General features: G+C 71.4%; 12 protein-coding genes, 1 tRNA gene and 1 rRNA gene. 9 read left to right on the top strand and 5 right to left on the bottom strand.

Features of this window, described 5'->3' with window-relative positions; all coding sequences use genetic code 11:
* The first annotated feature begins 3 nt into the window (after window positions 1–3).
* Both cydB and cydX read left to right on the top strand, forming a co-directional pair.
* Window positions 4–1,158 carry a cytochrome d ubiquinol oxidase subunit II gene (gene cydB / locus MKK50_RS14840; RefSeq protein ID WP_499023388.1) on the top strand — a complete coding sequence of 385 codons (1,155 nt, stop codon included), beginning with the start codon at window positions 4–6 and terminating at the stop codon, window positions 1,156–1,158.
* A gap of 59 nt (window positions 1,159–1,217) precedes the next feature.
* The gene (gene cydX, locus MKK50_RS14835; protein ID WP_499023386.1) at window positions 1,218–1,349 is read left to right on the top strand and encodes a cytochrome bd-I oxidase subunit CydX; all 132 of its coding nucleotides are present in this window, start codon (window positions 1,218–1,220) and stop codon (window positions 1,347–1,349) included.
* A gap of 24 nt (window positions 1,350–1,373) precedes the next feature.
* On the opposite strand, the gene MKK50_RS14830 is transcribed toward cydX, so the two are convergent.
* Both MKK50_RS14830 and MKK50_RS14825 read right to left on the bottom strand, forming a co-directional pair.
* Complete coding sequence (locus MKK50_RS14830; RefSeq protein ID WP_499023384.1) at window positions 1,374–2,126, bottom strand: DeoR/GlpR family DNA-binding transcription regulator; 753 nt, start codon at window positions 2,124–2,126, stop codon at window positions 1,374–1,376.
* Between the two features lie 148 nt (window positions 2,127–2,274).
* Window positions 2,275–3,858 carry an amidase gene (locus tag MKK50_RS14825; RefSeq protein WP_499023382.1) on the bottom strand — a complete coding sequence of 528 codons (1,584 nt, stop codon included), beginning with the start codon at window positions 3,856–3,858 and terminating at the stop codon, window positions 2,275–2,277.
* A 417-nt stretch (window positions 3,859–4,275) separates the two neighbouring features.
* On the opposite strand from MKK50_RS14825, the gene MKK50_RS14820 reads away from it, so the two are divergent.
* The 7 genes from MKK50_RS14820 to bcsN all read left to right on the top strand — a co-directional run bounded on the left by MKK50_RS14820 (window position 4,276) and on the right by bcsN (window position 17,397).
* Window positions 4,276–6,702, top strand: coding sequence for a response regulator (locus MKK50_RS14820; RefSeq protein WP_499023380.1), 2,427 nt, complete (start codon window positions 4,276–4,278; stop codon window positions 6,700–6,702).
* 132 nt (window positions 6,703–6,834) lie between these two features.
* Window positions 6,835–7,647 carry a cellulose biosynthesis protein BcsS gene (gene bcsS / locus MKK50_RS14815; RefSeq protein WP_499023377.1) on the top strand — a complete coding sequence of 271 codons (813 nt, stop codon included), beginning with the start codon at window positions 6,835–6,837 and terminating at the stop codon, window positions 7,645–7,647.
* Between the two features lie 286 nt (window positions 7,648–7,933).
* Window positions 7,934–10,399 (top strand): UDP-forming cellulose synthase catalytic subunit, encoded by a 2,466-nt coding sequence (gene bcsA / locus MKK50_RS14810; RefSeq protein ID WP_499023374.1) that lies wholly within the window; start codon window positions 7,934–7,936, stop codon window positions 10,397–10,399.
* Window positions 10,396–13,056 (top strand): cellulose biosynthesis cyclic di-GMP-binding regulatory protein BcsB, encoded by a 2,661-nt coding sequence (locus MKK50_RS14805; protein WP_499023371.1) that lies wholly within the window; start codon window positions 10,396–10,398, stop codon window positions 13,054–13,056. The genes bcsA and MKK50_RS14805 overlap by 4 nt, the downstream gene beginning before the upstream one ends.
* The gene (locus MKK50_RS14800; RefSeq protein ID WP_499023369.1) at window positions 13,056–14,318 is read left to right on the top strand and encodes a family 8 glycosyl hydrolase; all 1,263 of its coding nucleotides are present in this window, start codon (window positions 13,056–13,058) and stop codon (window positions 14,316–14,318) included. The genes MKK50_RS14805 and MKK50_RS14800 overlap by 1 nt, the downstream gene beginning before the upstream one ends.
* On the top strand, window positions 14,303–16,387 hold the full coding sequence (locus MKK50_RS14795) for a hypothetical protein (protein WP_499023366.1): 2,085 nt from the start codon (window positions 14,303–14,305) through the stop codon (window positions 16,385–16,387). Before MKK50_RS14800 ends, MKK50_RS14795 begins: the two co-directional genes overlap by 16 nt.
* Window positions 16,384–17,397 carry a cellulose biosynthesis protein BcsN gene (bcsN, locus tag MKK50_RS14790; protein WP_499023361.1) on the top strand — a complete coding sequence of 338 codons (1,014 nt, stop codon included), beginning with the start codon at window positions 16,384–16,386 and terminating at the stop codon, window positions 17,395–17,397. The genes MKK50_RS14795 and bcsN overlap by 4 nt, the downstream gene beginning before the upstream one ends.
* Window positions 17,398–17,499: 102 nt before the next feature.
* Here the strand turns inward: bcsN and chrA are convergent, their stop codons facing one another.
* The 3 genes from chrA to rrf form a co-directional block, all read right to left on the bottom strand.
* Entirely contained in the window at window positions 17,500–18,660 is a 1,161-nt protein-coding gene (gene chrA / locus MKK50_RS14785; protein WP_499023358.1) for a chromate efflux transporter, read from the bottom strand.
* A 434-nt stretch (window positions 18,661–19,094) separates the two neighbouring features.
* Window positions 19,095–19,171: transfer RNA gene (locus MKK50_RS14780), tRNA-Met, on the bottom strand.
* A gap of 110 nt (window positions 19,172–19,281) precedes the next feature.
* Window positions 19,282–19,397 (bottom strand): 5S ribosomal RNA (rrf, locus tag MKK50_RS14775).
* Window positions 19,398–19,604 lie beyond the last annotated feature (207 nt).

Here is a 19,604-nt window from a genome sequence, read left to right as displayed (position 1 = left end):
TCCATGCTCGCCCTTCTCTCGGACTACGAAAGCTTACGCCTGATCTGGTGGGTGCTGCTCGGCGTGCTGCTGATCGGCTTTGCCGTCACCGATGGCTTCGATCTCGGCGTCGGCGCCCTGCTGCCCTTCGTTGGCCGCACCGACGTCGAGCGGCGCCTCGCGATCCACACCGTTTCTGCCACCTGGGAAGGCAACCAGGTCTGGCTGGTGCTCGGCGGCGGTGCGATCTTCGCCGCGTGGCCGGCGCTCTACGCGCTGAGCTTTTCCGGCTTCTACCTCGCGATGTTCCTCGTGCTGTTCGCCCTGATCCTGCGGCCGGTGGCGTTCAAGTACCGCTCGAAGCGCGAGAGCGCGGTCTGGCGCGCGCGCTGGGATTGGGCGCTGTTCGTCGGTGGCGCGGTGCCGGCGCTGATCTTCGGCGTCGCCGTCGGCAACGTGCTCCAGGGCGTGCCTTTCCACTTCACGGGCGACCTTCGCCCGATCTATGCGGGCAGCCTCTTGGGCCTGCTCAACCCGCTGGCGCTGCTGTGCGGCCTCGTCTCTCTGGCGATGCTGGTGGCGCACGGCGCGGCATGGCTCGCCTTCAAGGCCGAGGGGCCGGTCGCCGAGCGCGCCCGCGCCATCGGGCTCAAGGCCGCGCTCGCCACCGCCGCCCTGTTCGCCCTCGGCGGCCTCCTGATCTGGGCCGGCGCCTTCGGCGGCTACCGGGTGCTGAGCCCGCTTCCCGGCGACGGCCCGTCCAATCCGCTAACCAAGGCGGTCGTGACGGATGCCGGCGCGTGGCTCGCGAACTTCCGGGCCCATCCCGCGCTCGCCCTGGTGCCGCTCTTCGGCATCGCCGGCCCGCTGCTGGCGGCGCTCGGCTTCCGCGCCCGGTTCGAGGGGCTGACCTTCCTGGCCTCCAGCCTCGGCATCGCCTGCATCATCGCCACCGTCGGCCTGTCGATGTTCCCGGTCATCCTGCCCTCGAACACGCATCCGGGCCACGCACTGACCGTGTTCGACGCCTCCTCCAGCCGGGCGACCCTGCGCAACATGCTGATCGCCACGGTGGTCTTCCTGCCGATCATCCTCGCCTACACCGCCTGGGTCTACCGGGTGCTGTGGGGCAAGGTCTCGGAGCGCGACATCACCGCGCCGGGCTCGGCCGCCTACTGACGTTTCCGGCCCCGGCGCCGCCGGGGCCTCCCCCCTGCCTCGCATCAGGACGCGCGACGATGTGGTACTTCGCCTGGATCCTCGGCCTCGGACTGGCCGCCGCCGTCGGCGTGCTCAACGCCCTCTGGTACGAGCTGCGCGCCTTGCGCGAGACCCCGCCCGAGGTCACGCCGACGCTGCCGACGCCGTGAGGCGCCGTCTCCGAGCCCCAGGCCTCAGCCGCAGATCAGATCGATGGCGTGCCGGCTGAACCGCTCGGCGAAGGGCTCGGGCGGTGCCCGGTCGGTCACCACGGTGAGCGGCGCGGAGAGATCGAACGTCTGAAGGTTGGCCTGGCGCCCGAACTTGCGGGAATCGGCGAGCAGCACCGCCCGCCTCGTCTGGCCCCGCAGCGCCCGGCGCAGGACGGATTCGTGCTCCTCGTAATCCATCCAGCCCTGGGCGAGGTCGCAGGCCGCGATGCCCATGATCGCGAGATCGAAGAAGTGGCGCCGGGCGTAGTCCACGGTGTCGTAGCCGACCAGCGCGTTGTCGTTCGGCCGCAGCCGGCCCGGCGTCAGGTTCACCCGCGCCGGGCTGTCGGCGAGTAGCAGCGCGAGGTCGATGGAGTTCGTCGTCACCGTGAGCTTGCGAGTGGTGAGCCGCCGGGCCAGGGCCAGCGTGGTGGTGCCGGTGTCGATGAAGATCGACATCCCGTCCTCCACCAGCCCCTCGGCCAGCGCGGCGACGCGGCCCTTCTCCCGGCTGTTGAGCCCGCTGCGCTCGGTGAGCGGGCGCTCCTGATCGAGGCGCGGCATCACGGCGCCGCCATGGATGCGCCGCAGCAGCCCGCGCTCTTCCAGCATCTTCAGGTCGCGCCGGATCGTCTCGTCGGAGACCGCCAGGGTGGCGGCGATGCTGGTGACGCCGACGCGCCCCGTCTGCGCGAGCTGCGAGAGAATTTCCTCGTGGCGATGATCGGTCAGCATCCCGGCCCTGTCCCCTTTGGGATCAGGATAGCGCCGCGGACACAGAACGGTCGCGCACAATTTCCAAGACGTGCACAGGGTGCACAACCACGCCGCGATCCTGTCCAGCCCAGGCGAGCCGGACAGGATGCGCGCGCGTTCCAAAAAATCAGGCGTCGAGGGCCGGGGCGCGGCGGTGATGCGTCGCCTGCTCGTAGGCGTAGGCGCAGGCGAGCAGCTCGCCCTCGCTCCACATCCGCCCGACGAAGATCAGGTTGAACGGCGAGCCGGAGGCGTAGGCGCCCGCCGGCAGCGTCACCCCCGGCAGGCCGGCGATGTTGATCTCGCAGACCGTGGTTTCGAGGAGCGTGCCCGGCCCGTGCAGCGGCGGCAGCTCGGCCCGCATCTGCGGGAAGACCAAGGCATCGAGCTCGTGCTCCGCCATCACCCGGTCGAACAGCGCGAGATAGGCCTCGCGGGCGGCGAGGAAGCCGGAGAGGTCGGGCGGGCTCGCCGGGTCGGCGAGGCAGGGCGCGAGCCCAGGCAGGTTGGTGATCGGGTGCAGCACGCCGCCCGGCGCGAAGGCGTCCTCGGCTTTCGTCGCCTCGGCAAAGGCGGCGAAGCTGCGGATCGCCGCGTCCGGCCCCATCCGCTCTAAGTAGAGCTGGAGGTCGTAGGGTGCGGATTCGAAACCGCGGGCGTCGAAGTAGACGAGGCCCGGCGTCGGCTCGGCGAGGGCGGCAAAGCCCGTGCCGGCGAAGGGATCGGCCACCAGGGTGGCGCCGGCCGCTTCCAACTCCTTCTGCGTGCGCGCGTAGAGGGCACTGGCCTCCTCCGAGAGCGGCAGGTCGCGCCAGCCGGGCCCGTAGAGGCCGAGGCGCTTGCCCGCCAGCGCGCTCGCGTCGAGCCCTGCCGCGTAGCCCGCGGCCGGGCGCTTGCCGATGCCGGCCACCGTCTTCGGGTCGGCCGAGGAATAGCCGGCGAGCGCGTCGAGGGTGAGCGCGGCGTCGCGCACGCAGCGGGCGATCGGCCCGACCACGTCGCGGGTGCTGCCGGCCAGCGGCATCACGCCGGCATTCGGCACGAGGGCGAAGCTCGGCTTGATGCCGACCAAGCCCTGCGCCGAGGCCGGATTCTGGATCGAGCCGCCGGTCTCCTCGGCGAGCCCAAGGACGGCGAGGCTCGCGGCCACCGCCGTGGCGGTGCCGGCGCTCGACCCGCCGGGGATGCGGTCGGGCGCGGCCGGGTTGAGGGTGGGGCCGGCCCAGGAATCATTGGCGTGGCTGCCGGTGTGGCTCAGCACCGGCACGTTGGTCTTGCCGAGGATGACGCAACCGGCCGCGCGCATCCGCGCCGTCACCGGCGCGTCGGTCGCCGGAATCAGATCGACGCCGCCGGCCTCGGCGGACAGGAAGTGCCAGCCGCCGGTGCTCGGCAGGCCCGCCATGTCCATCGTGTCCTTGATGACCACGGGTACGCCCGCAAGCGGCCCCAGCTCTTCGCCGGCCGCACGGCGGGCATCGATGGCGCGGGCGTCGTCGAGTGCCCGCGGATTCATCACGATGAGCGCCTTGTAGCGCGGATTGTAGGTCTCGATCCGCGCCAGGAACGCCGCCGCCAGCGCCTCGGCGGTGACGCGGCCCTCGGCAAAGGCGCGCTGGCAATCCTCGACCGTCATCTCGATCAATTGGTCCGCCAGCGCATCCTCGGCCATCTCGGGGGCGACGGCGACGGAAAGGGCCATTGCGTTCATCTCGATCTCGCGCTCCGCATCCTTGAAGACGGCGAGGCCGATTCCATCCCGTTGGAATCGCTCACGCGGGCCATCCGCGCGGGGGCGAAACGGAGGCTCGCATGCTCGCCGTCACCGGCCCTCACGGCCGGCGGACACGTCCTAGCAACGCCTATGCCACAAAAGCCACAAAACCCTCGAAAGGCGGATGGGCCCTGTCGCATCCGATTCGAGGAGACGGCCGGCTCGCCGGCCCGCGGAGTAGCTTTCGACGGTTCACGCGTGCAGGGCGAGGCTCTTCCCGGCAACACCGGGCCGACGGGCGGTGAATGGCGCCAGCATTAACCGGCCCTTAAGCGCTTGGCGGCCTCGTCTAACGGGCAGGGATACCAATCCCGGTTTCCTGCGGCCGGCAAGCTGTGCCGGCGGAGCCCCCGCATGCTGGATTCCGTCCGAATCTCGCTCAAGGTGCTGAACGCGGCCCAGCTCGCCCTGATCGCGGCGGCGGCGCTCGGGCTCGCCTGGATCGGGACCGCTGTGCTCGGGGCCGGTCCCGCCACGGACGGCGCGCAGCGTGCCGCGATGACGGGCGCACGTGCCTTCGCGGACGCAGTCGATGCGGAGCTGAATGGCAGTGTCGCGGATGCGCGCACCGTCGCGCTGCTGCTGCGCCCCGGCGATCCGACGCTGAACGAGGCCGATCGCTCGGCCCTGCTGCGGGACTGGCTCGCGCTCAACCCGCGCTACGGGGATGCCGCGCTGATCGGTGCGGATGGCAGCGTGCGCGCCGCCGCCGATCCGCGCCGGCCCGGCAGCAGCGTCGCCCGGCAGCCCTGGTTCGCGCGGGCGCGCAACGCCGAGGTCGTCATCGCGACCCAGGGGGACGAGACGGCCCCCTTCGATGTCGTCCTCTCTCTCGGGATGCCCGGACGCTCCGACCGGATCCAGCTTCGCGCCGGCCCTGCCTTCCTCGAGATCGGTGCCCGCCTGCGCGGGGCGCTCGACCTGCCCGAAACGACCGCCTTCACCGTGAGCGGCGCCGACGGGCGGCGGCTCGCGGGCACCGCGTCCGCGCCCTGGGGCGAGCACCGCTCGGCCTCCGCGCCGGTCCAGGGCGGGCGCGAACTCAGCTCTCCCGGCTGGGTGGTCACCGCCTACGCACCGGCGAGCGTGGCGGCGGGTCTGCTGCCCAACGGGCGCCTCCTGGCGCTGGCGCTCGCCGTGGTCGGCGCCGCCGCCGGGCTCGGCTACGCCCTGGGGGGCCGCGCCGCGCAGCCGCTGCAGCGCCTCGCCCAGGGCGAGGCCGGGCCGGACGAGGCTGCGGCCTCTCCGGTGCGCGAGATCGCGGCGCTGACCGAGGCGGTCGCCGGCCGCTCCCAGAGCCGCGAGGCGGCGCTGGCGCTGGCGGGAACCGGTCTCGACCGGATCAAAGGCCGGCTTCAGACCTTCGAGGCGATGTCCGGCTGGACCTGCTGGGAGATCGACCCGGAGACACGTCAGGTCGTGTGGTCGGATTCCGACCGGACCGGCACGGCGACGGCCTCGGACCACGCCACCGACCTGTCCGACCTCGCCGAATGGTTCGAGCCGGAGGACCACGCCCTCCTCGACCTCACCCTCGACGCGGCGCGCCGGGCGGACGGGCCGCACGACGTGGTGCTGCGCGCCCGCGCCGACGGCGCCGACCCCGCGCCCGAAGCGGACCGGCGGGTGCTGGTGCGCTTCCTGCGCGCGGCGGGCGACGGCAGCCGCATCCACGCCCTGAGCCGGGCGATCGAGGGCGGCGTCTCGGAGACGCCCTCGGGCCTGAACGAGCGGCGGCGCAACGCCGTCCTGCGCCGCGTGACCGACGGCATCGTCCACGACTTCAACGACGTGCTCACGATCGTGCATGCCAACCTCGCGACCGTGCGCCGACGCCACGGCCTGAACCCCGAGCCGGCACGCCTCGTCGATGCGGCGCTCGCGGGCGCCACGCGCGGGGCGGCGCTGACCCGGCGGATGCTCGGGCTCGTGCGCGGCGAGGGCGAGGCCTTGGCCGAGTGCGACCTCGGCACGAGCGTCGAGGCCGCCCTCGCCTTCATGGCGGCCAACGTGCTGCGCGACGTGCCGGTCATCAACCGCGTTCCCGGCGACCTGCCGAAGGTGCTGTGCGCCGAGCGCATCCTCGAACTCGTCCTGCTCAACCTCGCCTTCCACTTCCGCGATCACGGGCTTCATGGCTTCGCGATCGGGGCCGCCGAAGAGATGACCGAGACGGAGACGGGCTTCGGCCTGCCGCCGGGCGCTTACGTGCGCCTCCTCGTCGCCAGCGGACAGCACGAGCCCGGCCGGACGGTGCGGGCACCCCGCTCAGGGTCGCTGGAGACGGTGGCCCGGCTCCTCGCCGAGATCGGCGCCGGCTGGCGCCCCGTCTCGGACGGGACCGGCGAGGACGCCTTCGTCGCCGAGATCTGGCTCCGGGCCGCCGAGCGGCCGCCGGAGCATCCGGCCCTCTGGTATTCCACCCTGCGCGTCCTCCTGGTGGAGAGCGACAGCCTCGTCCGGGCGAGCCTCGCCGAGGCGCTGGCCGACCTCGGCCACGACGTGGTTCAGGCCGCCTCGGGCGAACACGCCCTTGCGCTGCTCGGCGAGAGCGCGGACTACGACGCCATGGTCGCCGACCAGTCGATGCCGGTGATGACCGGCCTTCAGCTCGCCGCGACGGTGGTCGAGCACTATCCCGACATCCGCATCATCCTGGCGAGCCCCCACGGGCACCTGCCGGCCGCGGCGCGGCAGTTCCTGCAACTGGACAAGCCGTTCCGCCCCGACGATCTCGCGGCGGTGCTGAGCGCGGCGACCCCGCAGGCCCGGGCGGCCTGAAATCGCCCGGCATCGTGAACGCCTGACAAGATCTCGTCCGAGATGAAATAGGCTTTTCCGGATTCGGGGAGGGTCCTGTTAACCGTGGACCCCGATAAATCGGTGCGTAGCGTGTGCGTATCCGAGGATCGAATGGCTGTGGTTTCTCGCAACCATCAACGGGCTCCCGGGAATCTCTGTATTCTTGTCTGCGGGCTCATGGCCGTGCTCGCCGCCCCGGCCCGAGCCGCCGACCTGCCGGCTCCGGCCCCCGCGGCCGCGAGCGTCGATTGGTACACCGGCGCGCAAGCGCAGGCAGTGGATGACAGTTGGGCGGTGGCCGTCGATGGCTCGACCAGCATCACCTCCAATTCCTCGGCCTTCGGCTCCGTCACCGTGACGACGGCACTCGGCAGCCCGCCGACGGTGAGCGGCGCGCGCGTGCGCGTCGAGGCTGTGGCCGGCACCTACTCCTATCCCGGACAAGCCGTCGGCGCCCGCGTCACCGGCTACCAGCAGGAGGGCTCGCTGCTCACCGGCTACGAGTGGATCTGGCAGGAAGCGGCGCTCGCCGGCTATGTCGGCTTCAACGTCCGCAGCAACCAGCTCTCGATCCCCGATCCCGGCAACCCGGTCGTCGGAACGGGTGTGGGCCTGAAGGTCGCCGGTAATTTCTACGCGACGCCGACCGACCGGACCATGGTCTCGGCCTACGGCTCCTACTCGACCAAGTTCAACGCCTACTATTCTCGGTTCCGCGTCGGCTACATGGTCGCCGACGGCGTCTATATCGGCCCGGAGGCTTTGTTCCTCGGCGACGACTTCTTCCGCCAGTACCGCGTCGGCGCTCATCTCTCGGGGCTCAGCTTCGGCCCCGTCCAGATGTCGCTCGCCGCCGGCTACGTGCGGGACCGCGTCCAGGGCACGGGCTACTATTCCAGCATCGAGGCGCGCGCGAACTTCTGAGCGGGCGGGCCGACGGTCACGCCAGCGGACAATCCGCCGCCTTGTCTCCCCGTTTCACGGCAAAGTACCCCTGTCTCACGTGAACAACGGCTTCCGTGCCAGGAAGACACTCCTCGTCGCCGCCTGTCATTTCCGCGAGATTTCATCCGAATTTTCGGACATTGTCTACGGATGACGCTAGGCTCCGCAGCGCAAAATCAACCCTGTTGGTAAAGTGGGGCGGCGGCGTCGTGAACGCATCCGGAAAGCGGCGTATTTTCATGATGGATCCGTCCACGAGGCAGGGGTGGCGAGTGTGATACGTGCGCTGCGGTGGCTGGCCTGGATGGGGACGACGGTTGCCGGCCTCATCCTGCTGAGCCAACCGGTCGGGACGCAGAACCAGCTCGCCATGAGTCTCGCCGCCATGGCGGCGATGATCGTGCTGTGGCTGTTCCTCGACGGGCCGCGCACCCGCTTCGTCTTCCTGGCGCTCGGGAGCCTCGTGGTGCTCCGCTACATCCTGTGGCGGGTCACCGACACGCTGCCCTCCCCCGGCGATCCAATCAGCTTCGGCTTCGGCCTGCTGCTGCTCGTGGGCGAATTGTACTGCGTCTTCATCCTGTTCGTGAGCCTGATCATCAACGCCGATCCGCTCAAGCGGCCCCCGCCGCCGGTCGCAAGCGCGGCCGAGCTGCCGACGGTCGACGTATTCGTGCCGAGCTACAACGAGGACGCCGCCATCCTGGCGATGACGCTGGCCGCCGCGCGCCAGATCAACTACCCGCCCGACAAGCTCACCGTCTGGCTTCTCGACGACGGCGGGTCGGACCAGAAATGCGCCGACCCCAACCCGGAGAAAGCCAAGGCCGCCCGTGACCGGCGGCGGGAGCTGACGGCGCTGGCCGAGGAACTCGGCTGCCGCTACCTTACCCGCGCCCGCAACGAGCACGCCAAGGCGGGCAACCTCAACAACGGTCTCGCCTTCGCCAGTGGCGAGATCGTTGTCGTGCTCGATGCCGACCACGTCCCGTTCCGCTCTTTCTTGAGCGAGACGGTGGGCTACTTCGCCGAGGACCCGAAGCTCTTCCTCGTCCAGACGCCGCACGCCTTCCTCAATCCCGACCCGATCGAGCGGAACCTGAAGACCTTCGAGCGGATGCCGTCGGAGAACGAGATGTTCTACGCGGTGACGCAGCGCGGGCTCGACAAGTGGAACGGCTCGTTCTTCTGCGGCTCCGCCGCCCTCCTGCGCCGCACCGCCCTCGACGAATCCGGCGGCTTCTCCGGCATCACCATCACCGAGGATTGCGAGACCGCGTTCGAGCTGCATTCCCGCGGCTGGACCAGCGCCTATGTCGACAAGCCCCTGATCGCCGGCCTCCAGCCCGAGACGCTCTCGGCCTTCATCGGCCAGCGCTCGCGCTGGTGCCAGGGCATGTTCCAGATCCTGCTCCTGAAGAACCCCGCGCTACAGAAGGGGCTCAAGCCGATCCAGAAGATCGCCTACCTCTCGAGCATGACGTTCTGGTTCTTCCCCGTGCCGCGGCTGATCTTCATGTTCGCGCCGTTGCTGCACATCTTCTTCGACCTGAAGATCTTCGTCGCAAGCGTCGATGAGTCGATCGCCTATACGGCAACCTACATCGTCATCAACCTGATGATGCAGAACTACGTCTACGGCAAGTTCCGTTGGCCCTTCGTCTCGGAACTCTACGAGTACGTCCAGGGCCTCTATCTGTCCAAAGCCATCGTCTCGGTGATCTGGTCGCCGCGAAAGCCGACCTTCAACGTCACCGACAAGGGCATCAGCCTCGACCACGACCATCTCTCGTCGGCCTCGCTGCCGTTCTTCGCCGTCTACGGGCTGCTGGCGGCGGGCTGCGCGGTGGCGGCGTGGCGCTACCTGTTCGAGCCGGGCGTGACCAACCTGATGCTGGTGGTCGGCCTGTGGAACTTCTTCAACCTGCTCACCGCGGGCGCGGCGCTCGGGGTCTGCGCCGAGCGCCGACAGCTGGAGCGGACGCCCTCGCTCGCCATCAACCGGCGTGGCCAGGTCACGCTGGGGGGCCGGGCCATCGACGTGTCGATCGAGCGCGTCTCGGCCGAGGCCTGCACCGTCCGCCTGCCCGCCGCCCTGCTGCCGACGGGGGGCGGACACCGCAAGCTCACAGGCGCGCTCACCGTCGTCCCGGTGCCGGGTGCGCGCCCGGCCGGTGCCCTGCCGGTCACCCTGGAGGGAATCGACCGCACCGGGGACGAGGCCTTCGCCCGCCTGAGCTTCGGGCGCCTTCGCCCGCAGGATTACGTGGCGCTCGCCGGCCTGATGTACGGCGACGCGGAAGCGATGCGCCGCTTCCAGATGCGCCGCCGCCGCCACAAGGACATCCTGACCGGCACGCTGCAATTCATCTGGTGGGGGCTCTCCGAGCCGTTCCGCGCCGTGCGCTACGCCTTCGCCGCCGATGCGCGGCCGGCGGTGGCGCCGGTGATCGACGGCACCTCGCCGATCTACGACGCGCCGGAACAGGCGCCGACCGGGGCGAACCTGCCCGAACCGCTGCTTGCCCCAGCGGTGCAGGCCCACGCGCTTCAGGCCGCCCCGCAGGCTCCGAGGGAGCCTGTGCCGGCCCAAGCAACGCCTCAGGCGCCGGCCAACACATCAGCCAACCCTCCTGCCCGCGCCTCGAACGATTGGGTGCGCATGATGCTCGACTACGAGAACGAGCGCGCGCTCGCCGGTCGGACCGGCCGCGGCACCGGCACGGCATGAGCGCGATGGCGGGGCGGCCTCTCCCACGATCCGGGCTCGGACCCGCGCGCCGGGCCCCCCGGACGCCTGCCCTGGCCGCCGCGCTCGCCCTCGCGCTCATGGGCGGGGTGCCGGCCCGCGCGCAGAGCTTCCTCGGGACCGGGCCGGCCGAGCGCCTGACGGTACCGCCGACCGGAGACGCCCTGCGAAAGCAGGGTCCGGCACCAGTTCAAGCTCCGGCGCAAATCCCCCCGCGAGGCCCCGCGCCCTCCGCCACCCCGGCGCCGACGACGCAAGGCCGCCCGTCGGCCCCCGACAGCGCCGACGCCGGACGCCGTCAGCAGGTCCAGGCGACCATCGCCCCGGCCCGCCGCCTGCCCGCCGGCACCCGCGGCTTCCGCCTTTCGGGCGAGGAGGACGTGCTGCAATACCCGGTCTACCTCACCGAGGGGCAGGCGCGGGGCGCGGCGCGGCTGCGCGTCTCCTACCTCTCGGCGATCTCGGTAGCGCCGGAGGGCTCGGAACTCACCGGCCTCGTCAACGGCACCAAGGTCGGCTGGACCCGGATTCAGGCACCCGGCGCCGTCAAGGTCGTGGAATTCGCGATTCCCGACGGCGTCCTCAAGGCCGGCTACAACGCCGTGACCCTGACGGCGAGCCAGCGCCACCGGGTCGATTGCGCGATCGAGGCAACCTACGAGCTCTGGACCCAGATCGATCCCTCGCGCTCCGGGCTGGTGGTCGCGCCGGCCCCCGACCTCGACCTGAAATCGCTGGCCGCCCTCGAACCCGACGAGAGCGGCGCGCTGCCCATCGGCGTGCTGCTCAACGAGAAGCCGACCCTGCCGCGTCTGGAGCGGATGATCGGCGCCGTGCAGGCGCTCGCCGTCGTGAGCCGGCTCGCCCGGCCCGCGGTCAGCTTCGGGCCGCCGCTCTCCGGCCGCAGCGGGGTCAACCTGCTCGTCGGCACCGCCGCCGAGATCCGCGGCACGGACGGCGTCGAGGATCTCGGGCCGATCACCGGGCCGCGGCTCGCCCTGCTGCCGCCGCGGGGCAACCGCACGCCGACGCTCGTCGTCACCGGCACCGGCCCCGAGGACGTGCGGGCGGCCGTCACCCAGCTCGCCGCGGCCGGCGATGCCGGCGGCAGCGGGCCCGGCACGGCGCTCGCGCCGCTGATCCGGGGCTACGAGGTGCAGGGCGGCGAGCGGCTCGAGCTGGAACGCCTCGGCGTCACCAGCCGCGAGTTCAACGGGCGCCTGCTGCGCACCCGGATCGAATTGCGCTTTCCGCCCGATTTCGTGCCCGCCGATTACGGCAAGGCCATGCTGCATCTGGCCGGCGGCTACGCCGCGGGGCTCGATTCGAACGCGCAGATCGTCGTCGATATCAACGGCCGCAACGCCGCGAGCGTGCCGCTGCCCTATGCCCGCGGCGAGGTGTTCGACGATCAGGCCATCCCGCTGCCCTTGAGCCTGTGGCGGCCGGGCCTGAACAGCGTCGAGATCAGCGCGCAGTTGCCCAACGCGGCGGACAGGGTCTGCGACACCCTCTCCCCGGCGGCACGCCAGCCGCGCTTCCTCTTCCTCGACCGCACCCGCCTCGAAATCCCGTCCCTCGCCCGAGCCGTGCGCAGCCCCGATCTCGCGGCGGTCAAAGCCGGTGCCGTGCCCTTCACCGCACCGGGCCAGCGCCCGCGCCTCGTGCTGCCGGTGAGCGACCGCGAGACGGCGGATGCGGCCGCGACGCTGGCCGCCCGCCTCGCCATCGCCGCCAAGCGCGTGATCGACTTCGAACTCGTGCCCGATGCCGGCGGCACGGAGAGCGGCGCCAAGCTCGTGGTGGCGCCCGCCCGCGCCCTCAATCCGGTGACGATCCAAGAGGTCGGCCTCGATCCTGAGGAGATCCGCCGCATCTGGGGCGGGCGGGCCGAGACGGTGGCGACGCCGGGCCAGTTCGGCCCCGAGGGCGTGCTGACCCTCGACCGGCTGCGCCGCAACCTGCCGATGCGCTGCGCCCTGCCGCCCGCCGCGGTGCCGGTCAGCGTGGCCGCGGCACCCCCGGCATCCGCAGCCGCCCCCGCCGCGCCCGCGCCCGCGCCCGCGCCACGAACGCCGCGGCGGCCGGCAGCCCCGGAGACCGACGAGGAACTCGTGGCTCGCTGGGACCAGACCCTGTCGGGCGCAGCCTTCGTGCCCACGGTCCTGCGGGAGGGTTGGACCCGGCTCGCGAACGGGGCGCTGCGGCTGCGCAACGGCATGACGGGCCTGATCGAGGCGCCGACGGCAGACGTGCCGGTCAATCCCCGCGCCTCGCTCATCATCGCCGAGGACAGCGGCCGAACGCGGCTGAGCGAGACCACCGTGCTCGTCACCGCGCCGAACCCGTCGATGCTCAAGGCCTCGGTGTCCTGCCTCGTCGATCCCGTGGTCTGGACCCGCCTCGTCGGGCGCGCCGCCTTCCTCGACGCTTCGGACGGCACCCTCACCACGGTCGATGCGGATCGCGTCGCGCTGATCGAGACCCGCTCGTGGTCGCTCGCGAACTTCCGGCTCGTTTCGGCGGCCTGGCTCTCCCTCAATCCCGGCTATTACGTCGGCATGACCCTGTTCATGGCGCTGTGCCTCGGCCTCGCCACGACGGGTCTCGTTCGCCAACTCGGTCGGAGGAATTCCTGATGCGGCCCCCCCGCGCGCCGTGCCGTCCTCGCCGCAGCCCTGCCACCCTGGGCCTCATCGGATGGGCGGTCGCCTCGGCGCTCGCCCTCGCGGCGGCCGGATCCGCCGCGGCACAGACGACGCCGCAGCCGGCCTCCCCGGAGACCGCGCCCCAGGGGAGCCAACCTGCGCCGCAGCAGACGGAGGCCACCACGGTGCCGCCCGCCACGGCCCTGCCGAGCCCGCCACGCGCCGAGACGACGGCGCGGACCGATGCCGGCCCGATGCTCGCCAACACGCTGGGCGACGACGCGGCGTGGCGCGCCTACCGGGCGCGGTTCATCACCGAGCAGGGCCGGATCGTCGACACCGCCAACGGCCTGATCAGTCACAGCGAGGGCCAGGGCTACGGCATGCTGCTTGCCGTCGCGGCCGGCGACCGGGCCAGCTTCGAGCGGATCTGGGGCTGGACCCGCGCCAACCTGATGGTGCGCTCCGACGAGCTGCTGGCATGGCGCTGGGCGCCCGACCACCGCCCGGCGGTCTCCGACATGAACAACGCCACCGACGGCGACATCCTGGTCGCCTGGGCGCTCACCGAGGCGGCGGAGGCCTGGGGCGACCCCTCCTACCGCACCGCCGCGCGCCGCATCGCCGTCGAGTTCGGCCGCAAGACCATCCTGTTCAAGGACCCGCACGGGCCGGTCCTGCTGCCGGCCGTCTCCGGCTTCTCGGCCCGCGAGCGCACCGACGGCCCGCTCATCAACCTGTCCTACTGGGTCTTCCCTGCCTTCCAGCGATTGCCGATCGTCGCCCCCGAATACGATTGGGCGTCGCTGATCCGCAGCGGCGTCGATTTCCTGCGCCAGTCCCGCTTCGGGCCGAGCAGCCTGCCGACCGAGTGGATTTCGGCCAAGGACAGCTTACGCCCCGCCGACGGCTTCCCGCCGCTGTTCTCCTACAACGCGATCCGGGTGCCGCTCTATCTGGCCTGGGCCGGTGTCGGGCGGCCGGAGGACTACGCGCCGTTCAAGACGCTCTGGGGCGGGATCGACCGCGAGCGCCTGCCGATCGTCGACACCCGCAACGGACAGCCGGTCGAGTGGCTGAGCGAGCCGGGCTACACGGCGATCCCCGCGCTCACCGCCTGCGCCGCGGACGGAACGCCTTTTCCCGAATCCTTAAGAACGGTGCAGGACAATCAGAACTACTATCCGGCTACCCTGCAACTCCTCTCGCTGATCGCGGCCCGGATGCGGTATCCGTCATGCGTGAAATCCTGACGCCCCCGCGGCGGCCTCCACCGAAAGGGCTGCCGGCCCGGCGGGAGAGAATGCGCCGGGGTCAAACGGCCGGACCGCTGGCCGTTGTCACGCGGTCGGGCGCGCTCCTCGGCGCGCTCTTGCTCGCCGGTGCGGCGCCCGCAATGGCCCAGGGCGGCGCGGCGCCGGAATCGTCCACGCGCCTCATCTACGGCGACGGTGCCCGCGCGCCCGCGATCGTGGTCGATCCCGAGACCGGGGTCACGCCCGGCATGGTCGATGAGAGCGCGCTGCGCTACTACGCCTCGCAGAAGCAGACCGCCCGGATGAGGGCCGAGATCGCGCGGCTGAAGCGGCTCTATCCCGGCTGGACCGAGCCGGGTGATCTCGACACCCTGCAGCCGAGCCCGCCCGAAGAAGCGCCGCTGTGGGATCTGTTCACCGCCGGACGCTTCCAAGATCTGCGCGCGGCCATCGCCGCGCGGCGCTCGCTCGAACCGAACTGGCAGCCCTCGGACGAACTCGCACGCAAACTGCGCCGGGCGGAGTTCCGCAACAGCATCAAGGCCACCGCGGAGAAGAACGGGACGGGCAAGAACGAACTCGGCAAGAACGCCGACGAGGTGGTCGCCCTCTACCGCGCCGATCCCAGCGCCCTCGAGACGTCGGACCTCGAAAGTCTCTGGATCATCGCCGACGCGCTCGCCACGACGGGGGCGGGCGAGGACGCCTTCGATCTCTACAAGTCTGTCCTCGACGGCCCTGCCGATGCGGGCGCGCGGCTCGCCACGATCCAGAAGGCGATGAGCCATCTCAAGATGGATCAGGCCGAGCGGCTCATCGCCATGGGGCGCACCGCTTCGGAGGGCGCCTCGGAATTCGACGCGATCCGCCTCGATATCACCCGCGCCCGCATCGCCGCCTTCCTGCACGACGAGCCGGCCCAGACGCCGACGCTGGCCGACCTCACCGCCTTCCAGACCTACGCCCGCAAGAGCGGCGACCCGAGCCAGACCGGGCTGCTCGGCTGGTACGCCTACAAGCGGCGCCAGTTCCGCGAGGCGCTGGAATGGTTCAAGCTCGCCATCGGCCGCGGCGGCGACGCCATGGTCGCCCACGGCCTCGCCCATACCCTGCGCGAACTCAACATGCTGCGCGAGGCGGAAGAGGTCGCCTATGCCTGGCGCGACCGCTTCGTCGGCAACGAGCTGCTGTTCATCGACGTGCTCGAACGCAAGCTGACGCTGGCCAACCCGCCCTTCATCGAGCCCGCGCGGATCGAGCGCTACGCCAAGGTCGTCATCGCCTCCGCCTCCGGTGAGGGCGCGCAGGGGTTGGCGTGGTACGCCTACAATTCCTGCCAGTTCGACACGGCGCTCGAGTGGTTCCAGCGCGCCGTCGCCTGGATGCCGAGCGAGACCACGGTGTTCGGCTACGCCCTCACACTGCAACGGCTGAAGCGCCAGCGCCCCTATCTCGAAACCGTGAACCGCTACGACGGCCTGTTTCCGAAGGTCGTCGACATGCTGTTCCGTGAGGATACGGGCGGGCCGCCGCTGCCCTGCGCCGCGCCGCAGCCGCCCCCGCCTCGGCCGCCCGCGCGGGCGGAGGCGCGACCCGAGCCGAAACCCGAAGCCCCCTCCTACGGCCGCGTACCCCGGCCGGACGCGGCCACGATGGGCACCCAGACCGGTGCGGTGCCGGCGGCGGTGCAGCGCAACGAGTTCCCGCTGAGCGTACCCCTCGACAATCCCCTACGCTACCCGCCGGCCTCGCTGCAGCGGGCGCTCACCGAGCCGGCCGCGCCCGGCAGCTACGCCCGCGAGCCCGTGACCGCGCGACCGCCCCTGGTGGCGCGGCGCGTCAACGGGGCGGGCGCGATGCCCTACGAGCGCTACGGCTTTGCCCTGCTGCCGGGCTATAACGGCCTCGACAAGCCGGAGGGCCTCTCCCCGCCCCCGCCGGGCACGCTCTGGCAGGACCAGCAGGCCGAGCGCGGCCGGGCCGCCACCACGCCGGAGAGCGACCGCTTCTCCGTGCCCTCCCGCGTCTCGTCGGGCAACGGGCCGAACGGGAAGGGTTTTCCGTGAGATCGCGTCTCCTTGGCCTCCTCGCGGCGGTCCCGGCCCTGCTTCTCGCCGGTCCGGCCCTGGCGCAGACCGCGCCGGTCCTGCGCCTGCCCGGCGCCGGCACGGTCGCGGGCGTGGTCGAGACGCGGGTGCGCGACGGGTTCGATCAGCGCATCCGCTTCGAGGGCGGCGACGGCCGCAACCATGCCGAGATCGCCCTGCGCAACGAGACCGGCGACCTTCTGCTCGCCTTTCCGCCGCGGCTGGCCAAGCCGAGCCAGTTCGGCATCGACGGCGAGATCGCGGTCCGCTTTCCGGGGCAGGTGCTGCGCGTGGTCGCGCCGCGGCGCAACGGCTACGGACCGGTCGGCCTCGCGCTCGGGAGCGACTGCCTCTACGCGTGGCAATGGTTCGAGCGGGCGAGCGCGGCCCAGCGCGCCGCGAGCCGCGGCGGCCTGTTCGACGCGTCGCTCTCCCCGACCGCGGGCCGGCGCGCCCTGTCCCTGCGGATCCGGCTGTGCCGCACGGCGCAGGCGAGCCTCGACGATCTCGTCGCCGCCGTTGAGCGGATGACCATCTCCCTCCCCGGCGAGCCCGGGGCGCGGTCCGCCCTGTCCCGATCCCGTCCCTCCGCGATCCGGCGCGAAAGGCCCGCCCCCGTGAAGCGGCAGGCGACGCGGCCCGCGCCAAGCGCGCCGCCCGCCGAGGCCGCGCCGAAGCCGGCACCGGCCGCTCCGCCACAGGCCGCACCACCGCTTCGTCCGCCGACGCCCACGCCGCCGGAGAGCGGTGGCCGCCGCTACCTCGCCCCCACCACGCCGCAGGGCGCCGCCCCGGCCTCCGAACCGCCGGTCGCGAATCCGGCGCCGGGCGGGGCGCAGCGCTACATCACCGATGTGCCGAAACCGGCAGAGGGGGCGGGCGGCGGCCTGATGCCGAGCCCGGCTCCAGGCCGCTCGACCGGCGAGAGCCTGTCGCGCGATCTCCCGGCCGAGGCGTACCGGCCCGCCCCGAGCCGCGACGGGCCATGACCGGCTGACCGAGGCGACGGGCGGGTGCTTCACAGGGAGACCGCACGCCGCTCATGTGCGCCGAGCCCCCACCTTAGGCGAGCGTGCCTTGGGAGCGCGCACTCAACCGATGGCGAGACCGCCCAGCGCCGTCAGCACGACGACAGACCAGGGCGGCGCCTTCCATACGGTCAGCAGCACGAAGGCAAGAGACGCGAGGGCAAAATCGCGGGGCGAGCCGACCGCGCCGGTCCAGACCGGATCGTAGAGGGCAGCACCCAGGATGCCGACCACGGCGGCATTGGTGCCGCGCATGGCCGCCCGCGCCGCCGGCCGCGCCCGGACGGCATCCCAGAAGGGCAGCATCCCGTAGACGAGCAGGAGGCCCGGCAGGAAGATCGCGACGAGGGCGATGGCGGCCCCGAGAACACCGTTCGGCGCCGGGTGCGCCACCGCGCCGAGATAGGCGGCGACCGTGAAGAGCGGACCCGGCACGGCCTGGGCCGCGCCGTATCCGGCAAGGAAGGCATCCGGCGACACCCAGCCCGGATCGACCAGCGCGGATCGCAGAAGCGGCAGGACGACATGGCCGCCGCCGAAGACGAATGCCCCGGACCGATAGAACGCATCCGACAACGCCAGGGTATGGGCGCCGAGGGCGTCCGCGAGCAGGTGCAGCCCGATCAGCAGGATCAGGAAGACGGCCAGCGCGACGCCGCCGGCCCGGCGCGAGATTGGGACGGCGCGATGGCTGGTGCCCGGCGCATCATTCGAGCGGCACAGCGCGAGTCCCGCGACAGCACCGAGGGCAATCGCCAGGATCTGACTGAACACTGTGGGGACGAACACCGCCAGCAGGAGCGCTGCGACGGCGATCGACGCCCGCAGACGATCCGGCGCGAGCGAACCGGCCATCCCCCAGACCGCCTGAGCGACCACCGCCACCGCGACGAGCTTGAGCCCGTGGATTAGGCCCTGTGCGGAGGGACCAGCGAGCGCGTGCGCGCCATAGGCGAAGGCGAGGAGCAGCAGGGCCGAGGGAAGCGTAAACGCCGTCCAGGCGGCGATCCCACCCAGCAGGCTGCGGGTTCGCAGCAGGCCGAGAGCGAACCCGACCTGACTCGAGGCGGGGCCCGGCAGGAACTGGCACAGCGCAACGAGATCAGCATAGCCGGCCTCGTCGATCCAGCGGCGACGCGTCACCAAGGTCTGCCGGAAATATCCGAGATGGGCGATCGGGCCGCCGAAGGCGGTGAAGCCGAGCCTGAGGAAGACGAGAAACACCTCCCCAGGGCTTCCCGGTTCGGCGGAATGCCCGGCATCCGCTGTCGCCGGAGCCGATGGGGCGTTGCTCACCGTGACGTCCTCACCGTTTTTTCACATGCGCATGATGGGGGATAACGCTCGAAGCGCAGGCCGGCCAAGTCGCCGATCCGCCGGGCGCGCGCGTTTGCCGCCAACGCCCCCATGGTCATGCCAGGCAGTACGGGCATCGTGCAGAGCGAGGGCCGCACAGACACCCTGAAGCCCTCTCCCCTGCCGGAGCGGGCATGGCGCAGGGTGATTCATTGGCGTTCGGCGATCGGGCGACCGTCACGCTGCATCGGCGCGGTCTGCCCTGTCGGTTGGCCTGAACGCAACGAAGCCCGCGACCGGCTGGGGTCTGCGGGCTTGGGATCGTGTGCGGGGATGTCGGTGTGTTGGTCTGGTGTGTGTATTGGTTGCGGGGGCTGGATTTGAACCAGCGACCTTCAGGTTATGAGCCTGACGAGCTACCGGGCTGCTCCACCCCGCGCCAAGGTGTTTCGTGGGCCCGTTGGCGGCTCGGGGTGCCGAGCGGCGGGATCGGGTCACGACCGGGATCGCGTGTGAGGGAATGTGGGGGGGTTGGCTTGTGCTGGGCAGGCCTGGCGGCGACCGACTCTCCTGTTTATTGAGGCACAGTACCATGGGCGCTGGTGTGTTTAACGGCCGAGTTGGAGATGGGATCGGGTTCTGGGCACACCGCTCAGGCCACCAGGCCGGCGCAGCATAAGTGGGGTTTCGTGTTCTTGGGGTTTGTTCGGGCAAGCAGGGACCGACGTCCGTTTCGGTGTCGGTTGGTCTTTGGTCGTGACGTTTTGGTGTGGTGTCTGTTCGTCATCCTTACGGCTGTCGATCAGCACCGGACACGGATCATGAGAGCGATCAAGCCGATCGGGCGATTAGTACCGGTCAGCTCAACGCGT

Source organism: Methylobacterium sp. J-043 (assembly GCF_022829505.1).
In the GTDB taxonomy this organism is placed as follows: domain Bacteria; phylum Pseudomonadota; class Alphaproteobacteria; order Rhizobiales; family Beijerinckiaceae; genus Methylobacterium; species Methylobacterium extorquens_A.
This window is presented reverse-complemented; position numbering and strand designations above follow the sequence as displayed.

Coding starts and splice junctions, on each gene's coding strand:
- cydB (WP_499023388.1), top strand. CDS start 4: ATGCTCGCCCTTCTCTCGGACTACGAAAGCTTACGCCTGATCTGGTGG.
- cydX (WP_499023386.1), top strand. CDS start 1,218: ATGTGGTACTTCGCCTGGATCCTCGGCCTCGGACTGGCCGCCGCCGTC.
- MKK50_RS14830 (WP_499023384.1), bottom strand. CDS start 2,126: ATGCTGACCGATCATCGCCACGAGGAAATTCTCTCGCAGCTCGCGCAG.
- MKK50_RS14825 (WP_499023382.1), bottom strand. CDS start 3,858: ATGAACGCAATGGCCCTTTCCGTCGCCGTCGCCCCCGAGATGGCCGAG.
- MKK50_RS14820 (WP_499023380.1), top strand. CDS start 4,276: ATGCTGGATTCCGTCCGAATCTCGCTCAAGGTGCTGAACGCGGCCCAG.
- bcsS (WP_499023377.1), top strand. CDS start 6,835: ATGGCTGTGGTTTCTCGCAACCATCAACGGGCTCCCGGGAATCTCTGT.
- MKK50_RS14805 (WP_499023371.1), top strand. CDS start 10,396: ATGAGCGCGATGGCGGGGCGGCCTCTCCCACGATCCGGGCTCGGACCC.
- MKK50_RS14800 (WP_499023369.1), top strand. CDS start 13,056: ATGCGGCCCCCCCGCGCGCCGTGCCGTCCTCGCCGCAGCCCTGCCACC.
- MKK50_RS14795 (WP_499023366.1), top strand. CDS start 14,303: ATGCGTGAAATCCTGACGCCCCCGCGGCGGCCTCCACCGAAAGGGCTG.